The 13,624-nt window shown below is 54.6% G+C and carries 16 protein-coding genes and 1 rRNA gene; 16 read left to right on the top strand and 1 reads right to left on the bottom strand.

Annotated elements, in window-relative coordinates; all coding sequences use genetic code 11:
• Nucleotides 1-22 precede the first annotated feature (22 nt).
• The 14 genes from thpD to B5M42_RS19890 all read left to right on the top strand — a co-directional run bounded on the left by thpD (nucleotide 23) and on the right by B5M42_RS19890 (nucleotide 11,470).
• Nucleotides 23-922, top strand: coding sequence for an ectoine hydroxylase (gene thpD / locus B5M42_RS19955; RefSeq protein ID WP_134753587.1), 900 nt, complete (start codon nucleotides 23-25; stop codon nucleotides 920-922).
• 158 nt (nucleotides 923-1,080) lie between these two features.
• Nucleotides 1,081-1,614: a DUF421 domain-containing protein gene (locus tag B5M42_RS19950; protein WP_134753433.1), complete on the top strand. Its 534-nt coding sequence runs from the start codon at nucleotides 1,081-1,083 to the stop codon at nucleotides 1,612-1,614.
• Nucleotides 1,611-2,054: a hypothetical protein gene (locus tag B5M42_RS19945; protein ID WP_134753431.1), complete on the top strand. Its 444-nt coding sequence runs from the start codon at nucleotides 1,611-1,613 to the stop codon at nucleotides 2,052-2,054. Before B5M42_RS19950 ends, B5M42_RS19945 begins: the two co-directional genes overlap by 4 nt.
• A gap of 266 nt (nucleotides 2,055-2,320) precedes the next feature.
• Nucleotides 2,321-2,698 carry an ATPase gene (locus tag B5M42_RS19940; RefSeq protein WP_134753429.1) on the top strand — a complete coding sequence of 126 codons (378 nt, stop codon included), beginning with the start codon at nucleotides 2,321-2,323 and terminating at the stop codon, nucleotides 2,696-2,698.
• Between the two features lie 149 nt (nucleotides 2,699-2,847).
• Complete coding sequence (gatC, locus tag B5M42_RS19935; protein ID WP_134753427.1) at nucleotides 2,848-3,135, top strand: Asp-tRNA(Asn)/Glu-tRNA(Gln) amidotransferase subunit GatC; 288 nt, start codon at nucleotides 2,848-2,850, stop codon at nucleotides 3,133-3,135.
• Between the two features lie 33 nt (nucleotides 3,136-3,168).
• A complete protein-coding gene (gene gatA / locus B5M42_RS19930) occupies nucleotides 3,169-4,626 on the top strand; it encodes an Asp-tRNA(Asn)/Glu-tRNA(Gln) amidotransferase subunit GatA (RefSeq protein WP_134753425.1) in 1,458 nt (485 codons plus the stop codon).
• 36 nt (nucleotides 4,627-4,662) lie between these two features.
• A complete protein-coding gene (gatB, locus tag B5M42_RS19925; protein ID WP_134753423.1) occupies nucleotides 4,663-6,111 on the top strand; it encodes an Asp-tRNA(Asn)/Glu-tRNA(Gln) amidotransferase subunit GatB in 1,449 nt (482 codons plus the stop codon).
• Nucleotides 6,112-6,192: 81 nt separating this feature from the next.
• The gene (locus B5M42_RS19920) at nucleotides 6,193-6,666 is read left to right on the top strand and encodes a GNAT family N-acetyltransferase (RefSeq protein ID WP_134753421.1); all 474 of its coding nucleotides are present in this window, start codon (nucleotides 6,193-6,195) and stop codon (nucleotides 6,664-6,666) included.
• 155 nt (nucleotides 6,667-6,821) lie between these two features.
• Entirely contained in the window at nucleotides 6,822-7,520 is a 699-nt protein-coding gene (locus tag B5M42_RS19915) for an MgtC/SapB family protein (protein WP_134753419.1), read from the top strand.
• Between the two features lie 73 nt (nucleotides 7,521-7,593).
• Entirely contained in the window at nucleotides 7,594-8,196 is a 603-nt protein-coding gene (locus B5M42_RS19910; protein ID WP_134753417.1) for an RNA polymerase sigma factor, read from the top strand.
• On the top strand, nucleotides 8,147-8,458 hold the full coding sequence (locus B5M42_RS19905) for a hypothetical protein (protein ID WP_134753415.1): 312 nt from the start codon (nucleotides 8,147-8,149) through the stop codon (nucleotides 8,456-8,458). Before B5M42_RS19910 ends, B5M42_RS19905 begins: the two co-directional genes overlap by 50 nt.
• 27 nt (nucleotides 8,459-8,485) lie before the next feature.
• A complete protein-coding gene (locus tag B5M42_RS19900) occupies nucleotides 8,486-9,103 on the top strand; it encodes a hypothetical protein (protein WP_134753412.1) in 618 nt (205 codons plus the stop codon).
• Between the two features lie 90 nt (nucleotides 9,104-9,193).
• Complete coding sequence (gene perR / locus B5M42_RS19895; RefSeq protein ID WP_134753410.1) at nucleotides 9,194-9,628, top strand: peroxide-responsive transcriptional repressor PerR; 435 nt, start codon at nucleotides 9,194-9,196, stop codon at nucleotides 9,626-9,628.
• 135 nt (nucleotides 9,629-9,763) lie between these two features.
• On the top strand, nucleotides 9,764-11,470 hold the full coding sequence (locus B5M42_RS19890; RefSeq protein WP_230633044.1) for a glycosyl hydrolase family 18 protein: 1,707 nt from the start codon (nucleotides 9,764-9,766) through the stop codon (nucleotides 11,468-11,470).
• A 135-nt stretch (nucleotides 11,471-11,605) separates the two neighbouring features.
• Here B5M42_RS19890 and B5M42_RS19885 read toward each other — a convergent pair whose 3' ends face one another.
• Nucleotides 11,606-12,016, bottom strand: coding sequence for a DUF2614 family zinc ribbon-containing protein (locus B5M42_RS19885; RefSeq protein WP_134753406.1), 411 nt, complete (start codon nucleotides 12,014-12,016; stop codon nucleotides 11,606-11,608).
• A 123-nt stretch (nucleotides 12,017-12,139) separates the two neighbouring features.
• Between B5M42_RS19885 and B5M42_RS19880 the strand changes: the two genes are divergently transcribed.
• Complete coding sequence (locus B5M42_RS19880) at nucleotides 12,140-13,009, top strand: nucleotidyltransferase-like protein (RefSeq protein ID WP_134753404.1); 870 nt, start codon at nucleotides 12,140-12,142, stop codon at nucleotides 13,007-13,009.
• A gap of 371 nt (nucleotides 13,010-13,380) precedes the next feature.
• A 16S ribosomal RNA gene (locus tag B5M42_RS19875) occupies nucleotides 13,381-13,624 on the top strand; the annotation flags it as partial.

Here is a 13,624-nt window from a genome sequence, read left to right as displayed (position 1 = left end):
TGAGGAAAAGGGGTAACCGATGATGACATCCAAAGGCCAAGTTATTCTGCATGATTCGACTCTGCAAGACCCGTATCCGTCCAGAGTGAGCGGCAGCGCCAAGCTGCTTGCGCGACAGGATCCGGTTGTATACGGCGAAGGAGCCTCGCCTGTGAGCAAGGGGCAGCTCGATTTTTACGAGGCGAACGGCTATTTGTTCCTGGAGAGCTTCTTCGGCGAAGAGGAAGTCAAGCTGTGGAAGCGCGAGCTGGCGCGGTTGTGGGAAGTGAGCAAGCAAGACGCCCGGCCGGAGGTGATTCGCGAGCCCGGCGGTGAAGACATCCGATCGATTTTTGCCGTACACCGGGATAACGAGATTTTCGCCAAGGTCGCCAGCCACCCGGCCATCCAAGCCATCGTCGAACGGATCCTCGGTAGCGCCGTCTATGTGCACCAGTCGCGAATCAATTTCAAGCAGGGCTTCACCGGCAAGGAGTTTTACTGGCACTCCGATTTCGAGACCTGGCATAGCGAGGACGGAATGCCGCGCATGCGCGCTTTAAGCTGCTCGATTGCGCTGGAGGACAATCACGCCAATAACGGTCCGTTGATGGTCATTCCCGGATCGCACCGCACCTTTGTTTCCTGTGTCGGGGAAACGCCTGACGATCATTACAAGGAGTCGCTGCGCCGTCAGGAGTATGGCGTACCCGATCCGAAAAGCCTGAAATGGCTGGCTGAGCGCGGCGGCATTACCGCCCCGGTGGGGAAAGCGGGCTCGGTGCTGTTGTTCGACTGCAACCTGATGCACGGCTCGAACAGCAACATTACGCCGGACCCGCGCAGCAATGTCTTCATTGTTTACAACAGCGTGGACAATAAGCTGCAAGCCCCTTATTCGGGCAAATCGCCGCGGCCGGGCTTTATCGCATCGCGCGATTAAGTGCCTATGATTCAACCGGGCCTGCTCCGGCAGGCTCTTTTTCCGTCGAACGAGTTCTGCTCAGCCATTGTGCGCATAAAACCCTTCTCTTTTTCCTAACCTATCCTATTGGAGCAAATCTTCGAAATCAAACCTGTGGACGGTAAGGAGAAGGAAACATGCTGATCATTTCATTGCTGGTCAAGACTGTGGCGGCTTTTGTCACTTTATTCGTGTGCTGTCGGATTCTCGGCAAAAAATTAATTTCACAAATGACTTTTTTTGATTTGGTGGCGTCGATTACATTAGGGACAATTGCAGGGAGCGTGATTTTTACCGAACAAATCCCCTGGTGGGCGAGCCTCTCTGTACTAACCCTGTTTGCTTTGCTTACATTTGTTAACGGCCTACTTGCGCTGAAAAGCCGGCGTGCGGAACAAGTGCTTAACGGCCATCCGCTTGTGTTGATCCGCAACGGCCAAATCGACTGCAACGCGATGCAGCGAAGTCGGTTGACCATGCAAAACCTGATGGCCTTGCTCCGCGGCAAGGACGTATTTTACATACATGAAGTTGCCTACGCGGTTCTTGAAACGGAAGGCTCGCTTTCCGTAATGAAAACAACGAATCTGAAGCGGTCCGACGCTGTGGAGGGGACGATTCCCGGTATTCCGGTGACCGCATACGATGCATTGAAGGAGGAGGAGGCATGACCGATGGCAACACCGCAGCTACCGAAGGCTGCATCCTGGTATCTGCGCCCAATCAGGCCGGGAAAGCATTTCTTTCCCTGCTACGGGAACGCGGTCTCGATTTCTACGCCATGACGAACAGCAACTACGGCAAGCGACGTCTGGAAGCGATGGGTGTCGATACCGATACAATCATTCAGGTCAATACCACAGACGCCAAGACGTGGAATCCGCCCGAGGTTCCCATCCGCGAGGTGTATTTATTCGAGCTGAGCTTTACGCTATGCTGCCGTTACGTGCAGATTTGCCGCAGCTGGAATCCGGCCTTCATTCATGTTATTACGAAAAAAAGCAATTCGCGGATTGCCTACCGCGGACTCGGCGTAGACCGGTTGACGTTCATTGAGAATAACGATGTCTCTTTCCTGCTGCCCGAACGCTGCGCTGCCGCTTCACTATAGCTCTGTTTCATGAAAAAAGAGGAAGCGCCGCTCTCGCCCGAGGGCCAAGCTGCGGCATTTGCCTTCAGCTCGTGCCGGGTAAGCGGAAAATTTCCTTGCAAGCGTCCGTCGCCTTATGGCGAAGCGGGCGCTTATTTGATGTAAGGCGATGGTTTGACAAAACTCATTTGTAAACTACCTATTTTTTTAGTACTATATTACTATGTTCATAGGTTTGATTATTGCTGTGCGAGACATTCCAGCTTTTCAAGTGAGGGGGAGCCGCCTTGCTGCGTCTTGGTCAAAAGATTTACATCGTCAACGACACAGTTGAGCAAAATTTGCCGATCGGCGAATACGGATACATCATCGCTTATGACCGCAACGCCGACAACGTGTTTGATTACGTCGTTCGGGTGCCTAAGGACAACAAGATTTATTATGTGCCCGCCGACGACATCGAAGAAGAGGAAACGCTGCTGCAGCAGGAAGCCGAGCGGATCGAACGCGAAGCGCTGATCGATTATGCCCTGGCTACCAAGAATGAGGAGCTGTTCCGCAAAATCATGAACGGCGACAATGTCGAAACGCTGTTAGAGAAAAATAAGGAAGTGCAATCCACCGAGGATTTCATCAAGCAGATCGGCCTGCGCGCCTGGATCTGAGACGATTGCCTTTACGGGGCCGGCCCAAGCGCCGGCTTTTTTGTATACAGCGGTTTTCTTGGCCTTCCCGAGCCCGATTGATTGAGTTTCCTGCACGTCTTGAGATATAATGAAAAGAATGACTAGACGTTGAGAAAGGGTGTCTGAATGTGAGCATTACGATCCAGGATGTCGAGCACGTCGCCAAGCTGGCGCGCCTCGATTTGACCGATGCCGAGAAGGAGCAGTTTACGGGGCAGATGAATGCGATTTTGAAATACGCCGAGCAGCTCAACGCGCTGGATACGGACGGCGTGCTGCCGACGAGCCATGCGATGCCGCTGGTGAATGTCATGCGCGACGACGTTGCCCGCCCGTCCCTGCCTATCGAGAAGGTGCTGCTGAACGCGCCCGACGAGGAAGACCAGCAGTTCAAAGTTCCGGCTGTATTGGAATAGACGCTACACCATTAATGGAAGGAGTGCCTGTCGTTGTCTTTGTTTGATCTGCAATTACAAGAAATTCACAATAAGCTCCGCAGCAAGGAGCTATCCGTCACCGATCTGGTCGAGCAATCGTTTACGCGAATCGGCGAGGTAGACGGCAAGGTAAAAGCATTCCTGAAGCTGGACGAGGAGAATGCCCGCAGCAGCGCGCGCGCGTTGGACGAGCAGCTGGGTACGGACGCCGAGCGCGGCCTGTTGTTCGGCTTGCCGATCGGCATTAAAGACAATATCGTGACCGAAGGCTTGACCACGACCTGTGCCAGCAAATTTTTATCCAATCACAATCCGATTTATGACGCCACCGTTGTGCAGAAGCTGAAAAGCGCGCAAACCGTCACGATCGGCAAACTCAATATGGACGAATTCGCGATGGGCGGCTCCAACGAGAATTCCGCTTACCACCCGACCTACAATCCGTGGAATACCGACTACGTGCCGGGCGGCTCCAGCGGGGGTTCGGCTGCTTCGGTTGCAGCTGGCGAGGTGTATTTCTCGCTTGGCTCCGACACCGGCGGTTCGATCCGTCAGCCTGCGGCTTATTGCGGCATCGTCGGGATGAAGCCGACCTACGGCCTTGTGTCCCGTTACGGCCTCGTTGCCTTCGCATCGTCGCTGGACCAGATCGGGCCGCTGACCAAAAACGTCGAAGACGCCGCCTACCTGCTGCAAGCGATCAGCGGCTACGACCCCAAGGATTCGACTTCCGCGAACGTCGACATCCCCGATTACATCGGTGCCCTGAGCGGCAGCGTCAAAGGCTTGCGCATCGGCGTGCCCAAGGAATACATGGGCAAGGGCGTCGATCCGGCTGTGCGCGACAAGGTGCTGGAAGCGTTGAGCATATTGGAAAAAGAAGGCGCCGTATGGGAAGAAGTGTCCATGCCGCACTCCGAATACGCCGTAGCCACTTACTACCTGCTTGCTTCGTCCGAGGCGTCCTCCAATCTGGCGCGCTTTGACGGCGTGCGTTATGGCGTACGCTCCGACAACGCCCGCAATCTGCTCGACGTCTACCACATGTCGCGCAGCGAAGGCTTCGGCTCCGAGGTCAAGCGCCGGATCATGCTCGGCACCTATGCGCTCAGCTCCGGCTACTATGACGCCTATTATTTGAAGGCGCAAAAAGTCCGCACGCTGATCAAGCAGGATTTTGACCGCGTATTTGAGCAATACGACGTCATTATCGGGCCAACGGCGCCGACGCCGGCATTCCGCATCGGGGAGCAGACGGCCGACCCGCTGACGATGTATTTGAACGATATTTTGACCATTCCGGTCAACCTGGCCGGCGTTCCGGCTATCAGCGTGCCTTGCGGCTTTGTGAACGGACTGCCCGTAGGCTTGCAGGTTATCGGCAAGGCGCTGGACGAAGCCACTGTGCTGCGCGTCGCCCATGCGTTCGAGCAGCAAACCGATCATCACCTGAAGCGCCCTGCGCTGTAGGCCAAAGCGAGACCAAGGACGAAGGAGGCATTCATTTTGACGGCAACACAAACGCAATATGAAACGGTAATCGGGCTTGAGGTTCACGTAGAGCTTCATACCGCATCCAAAATATTTTGCAGCTGCGCGACTTCCTTCGGCGCTCCGCCGAATACCAACACGTGTCCGGTGTGCCTGGGCCACCCGGGCGTGCTGCCGGTGCTGAACCGGCAAGCCGTGGAATACGCGATGAAGGCAGCGATGGCGCTGAACTGCCAAATTGCCACGCATAGCAAATTCGACCGCAAAAACTACTTTTATCCGGATTCGCCCAAGGCGTACCAGATTTCGCAATACGACCAGCCGGTCGGCGAGCATGGCTGGATCGACATCGAAGTCGGCGGCCAAACCAAGCGCATTGGCGTCACCCGCGTCCATCTCGAAGAGGATGCCGGCAAGCTGACCCACGTCGACGGCGGTTACGCGTCGCTTGTCGATTTTAACCGCGTCGGCACCCCGCTGATTGAAATTGTATCCGAGCCGGACCTGCGCTCACCGGAAGAAGCGCGCGCTTATCTGGAGAAGCTGAAAGCGATCATGCTTTATTGCGACGTATCCGACGTCAAAATGGAAGAGGGATCGCTGCGCTGCGACGCCAACATCAGCTTGCGTCCCGTAGGCCAAGCCGAATTCGGCACCAAAGCCGAGCTGAAGAACATGAATACGTTCCGCGGCGTGCAAAAAGGGCTGGAGTACGAGGAATTCCGTCAAGCGGACGTACTGAATAGCGGCGGCAAAGTCGTGCAGGAGACGCGCCGTTGGGACGAAGCCCAAGGCAAGACGCTGACGATGCGCAGCAAGGAGCAGGCTCACGACTATCGCTACTTCCCGGACCCGGATCTGGTCAGCCTGTATATCGATGAGGAGTGGAAGGCGCGCGTGCAAGCGTCGATTCCCGAGCTGCCCGATGTCCGCAAGGCCCGCTATGCGGCGGAATACGGCTTGCCGGGCTACGATGCCGAGGTGATCACGGCTTCCATGCAGCTGGCCGATTTCTTCGAGGAAAGCTTGCGCTTCACGCAAGACGCCAAAGCCGTCGCCAACTGGATCATGGGCGATATGCTCGGGTACTTGAATGCGAATAACCAAGAGCTCTCTGATGTCAAAATAACCGGACAAGGCCTCGGCGAAATGATCGGCCTGATCGAAAAAGGCGTCATTTCTTCGAAAATCGCCAAAACCGTATTCAAGATCATGATCGAAACCGGCAAAGCGCCGCAAACCGTCGTCGAAGAGCAAGGGCTTGTGCAGATCAGCGATGAAGGCGCCATCAAGCAGGTCGTCGAGCAAGTTGTCGACAACAACCCGCAATCGGTGGCCGACTACAAAGCCGGCAAGGAGAAAGCCGTAGGCTTCCTCGTCGGACAAGTCATGAAGGAGACCAAGGGCAAAGCCAACCCGGGTCTGGTCAACAAGCTGATCCTCGAATGCTTGAGCGGCAAATAAATCAACTTGACGGCAAAGCGGCTGTCCTGCGCATAAGCGGGACGCTGCTTTGCTTTTCCATTTCCCGAGGGAGGACTGCCGATGGGCATCACGAAGCTCGATTTGCAAACGAATGCCGAAGCCCTGGAGCTGCTTGCGCTGCAAGCCGCCTCGTATCGGGTGGAAGCCGAGCGCGTCGGCTTGGCGGAGGCGGCACCGCTACCGGACGGCATCGCCTCGCTGCGGCAATCGGGCGAGCGCTTCTACGGCTTCCTGAGCGACGACGCAACGCCCGGCAGGCTCGTCGGCGCCGTCTCCTGGACGCGCGCCGGCTGCGTCGTCACCGTGTGCCGGATGATGGTGCACCCGGATTATTTTCGCCGCGGCATTGCCCGGGCCTTGCTGAAGCAGCTGCTCGCCGAGCAGCGCCGTCAGGGAGCGTCACGGTTTGTGGTGACGACGGCTGCGGCCAATCTGCCCGCCATCGCCCTGTACGAAAGCTTCGGCTTTATGCCGCGCTGTTCACGGACGATCGTTCCTTGCGTAGTCATGACGACACTGGAGCTCGTCCTCTAGCCGGGGAGCTTGTCCGCTGTTTGGCGGCACGAGGTCAGGCAACGGCTCTTGCCCGGCCGGTCCTGTCCCGGTTTGTTTTTTCCGAATAATCGGGTCGTTCCCGAATAAAGCGTGATACAATAGGATATCGCATGAGAAAAAGGGAGCGAATCACCATGAGCAATCCTTGGGTTATCGACCAACTTCATGTTACGCTCAGAATCCTGCTGGCTTTGCTGCTGGGCGGACTGATCGGTCTGGAGCGCGAAATGAGCAGCCATCCTGCCGGCTTGCGCACACATATCCTCGTTTGCGTAGGCTCGGCGCTGGTGATGCTGCTGTCCATGTACGGCTTCAGCGAATTTGTCAATGAAACGAACGTCCGGATCGATCCGTCGCGGCTGGCGGCGCAGGTCATCAGCGGCATCGGCTTTCTCGGCGCCGGGACCATCATGTTCAACGGCCGTTCGATTACCGGCTTGACGACGGCTGCATCGTTGTGGGTCGTTGCCGGCATCGGGCTTGCCGTCGGCGCCGGCTTCTACTATCCCGCCGGATTGGCTTGCGGCGTCGTTTTGCTGAGCTTGTGGATTTTGAATAAAGTCGAGCATAAATATTTTAACGGCAAGCGGATCCATACGTTGAAAATTACTGCTGTCGACCAGCCGGGCACGCTGGCGCTCATTACGCCGCTGCTTGCGGCGCAAAAAATCGATATTCGCAAAATCGCGATGGAAGAGACGGTTAGCGCCGGCGCTCCGGCGATTGAAATGACGTTTTTTGTGACTGCCGTCAAACCGGGGCTGCTGTTAACCGTGTTAGAGGAAACGAGCAAGCTGCCGGGTATTTTGGGCGTGAGCATGGAAAAAAAGTAAAGAAGTGAAGGGCTCACCTGAGCGGCTATCGTCTAAGTATGAGGAGCACAAACAAGGGGAGGCATCGCGGAGCATGGAAGAGCTGACGGACGAACAATTGGTCGAACAGGTCCGTCAAGGACATTCCGACGCTTACCGCGCGCTGGTCGAGCGGCATAAATCGTACATTTATACCGTCGTCTACCGGATGGTGGCGCATCGGGAAACCGCCGAGGATTTGACCCAGGACGTCTTCGTCAAGCTTTTTCGCTCGCTGGTCTATTTTCGCGGCGATGCGAAGTTTACGACCTGGCTGTACCGGATGACCGTTAATCTGGTCACGGACTACCGCAGGTCCCAGAAGCGCAAGCCCTACGAAACGCTGTTGGAGAAAGTCAAGGGCTGGTTTGCCGAGCCGCGCGAGCAGCCCGAAGCCGCAGCACTGATCAGAGACGAGCAGCAGCGTATGCAGGCGGCGTTGGCTGCTCTGCCTGACAAGTATCGGCTGATTCTGTATTTGTATCATTACAGGCAGCTGAGCTATCAGGAGATTTCTGCGGCTACCGGGCTGCCGGTCAAAACCGTCGAAACCCGACTTTACCGGGGCAAGGCGCTGTTGAAGGAACAATGGCTGGAGGTGAACGCGCATGAAACCGAGCAATCGGCAAGACGACAAGCTGCCGCAATATCTGAATAAGCTGCTGGACGATATGCCGCTGCTGGAACCGTCCGCCGAATTTACGAGGAGAGTCATGCAGCAGGTGGAGGGCGGCCCTGTACCGATCCTCGCGTCCAAGCGCATACCGCGCTGGCGGGGTGAAGTCGTAAACGGTTCCGTGGCCATCGCCGCTACGTTCGTCTTCATCAGCACGGGCATCGTCGGCAAAATCGTCGCTTTCGACTCGCAAATCGCTCAACTGTCCCTTTATATCGAAAAGCTTTCCCGGCTCATCTCATAATCCGTCAGCAGACAGGAGGCAGCTGCCATGAGTTCGTTTCACGAATCCCGTCATCCGTTGCATGAAGAAGCGCACGGAGAACGTTTTACCGCCAATCCGGCCGATCCTTACACCCATCTGGGCTATCAGCCGCCTTACTACCAGACTCCGCGCAAGCGCAAATGGCTATCCGGGCTGTTTTCGCTGCTGATGCCCGGCACCGGCCACTTTTACCTGGGCCTCATGCCGCGCGGCCTGTTCATCATGGGGCTGCTCATCGTCGACATTTTCACCATTGTCACCCTGGTCAGCGGCAACCGTGACGTCAGCATTCCTATGGTCACCCTGTTTGCGCTGATGATCCCGGTGATCTACTTTTACAACATCTTCGATGCCTTGCAATCGACCGATGCCGTCAATCGCCGCCGCGAGCTCGGCGTGTTTGCCGACGATCCGGCCAGCGCGGTGCGCGACCCGATCCAGCGGCTGTTGCGCGGCAGCAACCTCGGCATCCTGTTCATTGTCGCAGGAAGCTTGTTTTTCTTGTTCAGCGCCAAGCCGCGCTGGTTTGAAGGGCTGTTTTCGCTGCTTGGCTCCTATGTCGGCTCCGTCGTGCTTATCATCGCCGGACTCGTCCTGTTTATGCTGGAATCGCGAAAAAAGTAACCGTTTGACCGAGCCGTCGTTGACAAATGCAAAGTTGCACACGTACAATAAAGAGTGAAGCTTTGCAGATCATGTCAGGTGGTGAGAATCATGGCAGTACAACTAGAACAGGCCCTGGCCAAATTGAAGACAACCGGCGTTCGCATGACCCCCCAGCGGCATGCCATTCTATCCTACTTGCTGGATTCGATGACACATCCGACCGCTGACGACATTTACCGTTCACTGGAATCGAAATTTCCGAATATGAGCGTGGCGACGGTTTACAACAACCTCAAGGTTTTTATCGAAGCGGGACTCGTTCGTGAATTGACGTATGGCGACAGCTCCAGCCGTTTTGATGCCGATATGACGGACCACTACCACGCGCTTTGCGAGGTATGCGGCAAAATATCCGATTTTGAATATCCGCCGTTAACGGATGTCGAGCACACGGCTGCTATGCAGACCGGCTTCCAGGTCCGCGGTCATCGTCTTGAAGTGTACGGCGTTTGCGCAGACTGCGCAGGGATTACCTCCCATTAACCCCGAACTTGCAACCTTTTTGAGCGTCAGCTCGTCTAATTCATACACACGACCCAATTGAAACGTGTTCGAAGCTTCTGATACCGGGAAGACAAGAGCGCGTTTTCTTTTTGCACACCATAAGGAAGTGATGACTTGCGTCCAAAGATACGCCTGATGTTATTATTGTTCATCGTCGTCCTGCTGGTGGCTGCGGGGGCAGCCGTTTTGTTTCAGGATCAGTGGCTGCCCAATCGCCAGCACGTACAAGCTGAATTTGCAGACCTGGCGAAGCCGGTATTTTATCAGGGCGACTATTTTCCGGTCGGAGCGATTGGCGAAAAGGATAGCCTCAAGCTGCCGCTCGAACTCGTGCAGAAGTGGATTGATCCTGCGGTCATTTACGAGGAATCCAGCGATTCCGTCATCATCACGACCAAGGACAAGGTGCTGCGTTTTCAGACGAGCCAGCTTTCCGCTTACATGAACGAGAAGCCGTTCACGCTGAATTTTCCTGTTGAGAAAAAAGCCGGCGTCGTTTACGTGCCGATTGAACCGCTGCGTCAGCTCTACCCGATCGACCTGCGCGAATCGGACGTCAACGGCGCTGTCCTGCTCGTCAAGCAGGGCGAGAAGCTGCAATGGGCCCGCCAGATCGACAAAGACGGAGCCGTCATGCGCACCGGAGCGACCCTTCAAGCTCCGATCGTATCCGCTTTGGCCGCGCAGGAGCGCGTTATCGTCTGGGAAGAAGCAGGCGACTGGTACAAGGTTCAGCAAACTACCGGATATATCGGCTTCGTTCACAAGAAGCGGTTGCTGCTTGAGCCGGAGCCGGAAACCGTGCCGAAAACCGCGGCTGCGCCTGATTTCGTGCCGTGGAAGCCGCAAAGCGGCGGCAAGCTGAACGTAACCTGGGAGCATGTCGTATCCAAAAACCCGGACACCGCCAAAATCCCCGCCATGCCGGGGTTGAACGTTGTCAGTCCCACCTGGTTTTCATTGGCCGACGAGAAGGGCAACATCAAGAATCTCGCTGATGCCGCCTATGCCAAATGGGCGCATAATCGCGGTTATCAAGTGTGGGCGCTGTTCAGTAACGGCTTCGAGCCCGATCGTACCGCCGCCGCGCTAGCCACCTACGACACCCGCATCAACATCATCAAACAATTGCTCGGTTTTGCAAAAGTATACAATCTGCAGGGCATCAACATCGACTTCGAGAACGTATATCTGAAAAACAAAGACGACCTCGTGCAATTCGTCCGCGAAATGACGCCGCTTATGCACGAGCAGGGCTTGGTCGTTTCCATCGACGTGACGCCCAAATCGACCAACGAAATGTGGTCGCTATTTTACGATCGTCCGGCCTTATCGCAAATCGTAGATTACATGATGATCATGACATACGACGAATATTGGGCAACCAGCCCGAAAGCCGGCTCCGTTTCGTCGCTGCCGTGGATGGAGAATTCCGTGCGCAGACTGCTGGACACCGACAAAGTGCCTGCATCCAAGCTCGTTCTCGGCATTCCGTTCTACACGCGGCAGTGGACCGAAGAAACCAAAAACGGCAAAACGACCGTCAGCTCCAAAACCTTATCGATGGAAGGCGCGCAAGCCATCATCAAGGAAAAAAAACTGACACCCGTCTTTGCACCCGAAGCCGGACAAAATTACGTCGAATACGAAGAAAGCGGCAAACTTATTCGCATCTGGCTCGAAGACGACACCTCCATGAAAGCGAGAATTGCATTAGCAAACAAATACAATCTCGCCGGTATCGCCACCTGGCGTCGTGGCTTCGAACAGCCGGCGATCTGGGACGTCATTCAAAAAGCGCTTTCCGTCTCGCCTTTCTAACAAAAAAAATGACCCCAAAATCCACAGTTAAGTGGAGAGAGGGGTCATTTTTTATGGGCATATTGCCACTCCATGTGGGGTTCGAAAAATCACAAATTGACTTTTTGGACAAACCCTTTTTCGCGTTGCCTTCAATCAATGCGGCTTATGCTCGTGGTCACGGTTGGGCTCCAGCTGCGGCAGCGGAGCGGCTTCCAGCTCGTCCGACTCGTGGGCGACCCCTTCATGAGCGGGATCCAACGTCAAAATCGTTTTACAGAACATGCAGCGATCCGTTTTTCCCAGCATTTTGGTGCGGCGGCCGCATTCCGGACAATCGATCACCGTCGCCGATGTCGACAGCATCCCTGCCCAGAAATAGACTCCCATACTCAGCAGCATCCCGATCATCCCGATGATCATAAAAACAACGGCGATAATTTTCCCAGCCGTTCCCCAGTCAAACACAATCCCGGCCAGTCCGACAATCATCAGCAGCATGCCGCCCATCGTCAGCAGCAGCCCCCACAGACGAAATTCATTTACCTTGCTAGATCTGAAACGCACAGTTTGCTCCCCCCGTCGCTTTCAACGAATTGTTTGAATTGTCGCAGGTATCAGCAGGAAACTTCAACGATCGTGTAGAAAAGAATAAATTAACAAAATGAAGACAGGAGCTTGCGATTCGCAATGGACAATTCCAAAGATCAGCTCATGCTTAAATTTCGGGACGATCCGCGTGTAATCAGCGTTACGGCCGTGGAGAACCCGAAGCAGCTGCCGGCATTGACCGACGGCTTTGACATCCTGCTGCTTATCATTACCAACGATCTGAGCCTGAACAATCATACGACTAATTATATAAAAGACGAACTTCGTATACAAGAAAGATGGGTGGACCCGTCATCACTGGAACAGTGGATTCGCAACGGCGACAATAGAAACATCATTCACTGGCTCTTAAAAGGGGAGATTCTTCTGGATCACAATGTTTATTTGGAGGGCCTGCGCCACAAAATGCTGGAGTTTCCCGTAGACCTGCGCGAGCAGAAGCTGCTCTTTGAGTTTTCTTATTTTCTGCGCAAATATCTGCAAAGCAAGGAATATTTGCTGGACGAGCACTTGCTGGATGCATATAACAACATTCTTGAAGCGCTGCATCATTGGGCGCGGATTGTCATTATTGAAGAAGGCTTCCATCCCGAGATTACCGTCTGGAGGCAGGTACGGGTCATTAACCCGGGCGTATACAAACTGTATGAAGAATTAACGACCAGCAAGGAAACCTTAAAACAACGGGTACAGCTCGTTTTGCTGGCCTGTGAATTTTCCGTTATGTCCAAGATGGAGCGCTGCTGCAAAGCGCTATTCAGTATTCTTCAGCAAAGCGAACAGCCTTGGGGCGCCGACGATTTGCAAAATCATCCCCATCTGGCGGAAATTCGCGTTGAGCTGCCGCTTTTGCTGAACAAGCTGGCCAGGAAATCGCTGATCCGCGAAGTGGCCATTCCTATGGATGAGGAGTTGAACGAAGTAGAGCTCAAATACACGACGGCATAAGCCGTGGAAATACAGGGAGAATCGGCCATTTCGCCGGTTCTTTTTTTTCATGCTTGACTTTGCTGACGAATCTGTGATAAATTAATTTTCGCCGCTCAAACAGGGCCGCAAACGAATCGAAGCAAGCCGACAAGCCAGAAAAAAGAAATAAAAAAAGCTTGCATTGAATGGTTCGAATGTGATATATTATAAAAGTCGCCGCTAAATGGTGGCACACAAAAGAAACACCGATTGCTCTTTGAAAACTGAACAACGAGTGAAGAAGCACAACGGTCGCGCAAGCGACCACAACAAGAGATTGCAAAATCTCGCTAGCAGTAAATTTTGAGCTATTTGAGCTTAACAATAACGGACAAGCAATTGTCCACACTTTATTGGAGAGTTTGATCCTGGCTCAGGACGAACGCTGGCGGCGTGCCTAATACATGCAAGTCGAGCGGATTCTTTCCTTCGGGAAAGGGTTAGCGGCGGACGGGTGAGTAACACGTAGGCAACCTGCCCTTGAGATCGGGATAACTATCGGAAACGATAGCTAAGACCGGATAGCTGGTCTCTCCGCATGGAGAGATCATGAAACACGGAGCAATCTGTGGCTTGAGGATGGGCCTGCGGCGC

This window comes from Paenibacillus athensensis (genome assembly GCF_004514475.2).
Lineage (GTDB): Bacteria > Bacillota > Bacilli > Paenibacillales > NBRC-103111 > Paenibacillus_AL > Paenibacillus_AL athensensis.
This window is presented reverse-complemented; position numbering and strand designations above follow the sequence as displayed.

Bases quoted from the DNA above. Each gene is read 5' to 3' on its own strand.
- thpD (WP_134753587.1), top strand. From the start codon at position 23: ATGACATCCAAAGGCCAAGTTATTCTGCATGATTCGACTCTGCAAGAC.
- B5M42_RS19950 (WP_134753433.1), top strand. From the start codon at position 1,081: ATGCTGATCATTTCATTGCTGGTCAAGACTGTGGCGGCTTTTGTCACT.
- B5M42_RS19945 (WP_134753431.1), top strand. From the start codon at position 1,611: ATGACCGATGGCAACACCGCAGCTACCGAAGGCTGCATCCTGGTATCT.
- B5M42_RS19920 (WP_134753421.1), top strand. From the start codon at position 6,193: ATGGGCATCACGAAGCTCGATTTGCAAACGAATGCCGAAGCCCTGGAG.
- B5M42_RS19915 (WP_134753419.1), top strand. From the start codon at position 6,822: ATGAGCAATCCTTGGGTTATCGACCAACTTCATGTTACGCTCAGAATC.
- B5M42_RS19910 (WP_134753417.1), top strand. From the start codon at position 7,594: ATGGAAGAGCTGACGGACGAACAATTGGTCGAACAGGTCCGTCAAGGA.
- B5M42_RS19905 (WP_134753415.1), top strand. From the start codon at position 8,147: ATGAAACCGAGCAATCGGCAAGACGACAAGCTGCCGCAATATCTGAAT.
- B5M42_RS19900 (WP_134753412.1), top strand. From the start codon at position 8,486: ATGAGTTCGTTTCACGAATCCCGTCATCCGTTGCATGAAGAAGCGCAC.
- perR (WP_134753410.1), top strand. From the start codon at position 9,194: ATGGCAGTACAACTAGAACAGGCCCTGGCCAAATTGAAGACAACCGGC.
- B5M42_RS19880 (WP_134753404.1), top strand. From the start codon at position 12,140: ATGGACAATTCCAAAGATCAGCTCATGCTTAAATTTCGGGACGATCCG.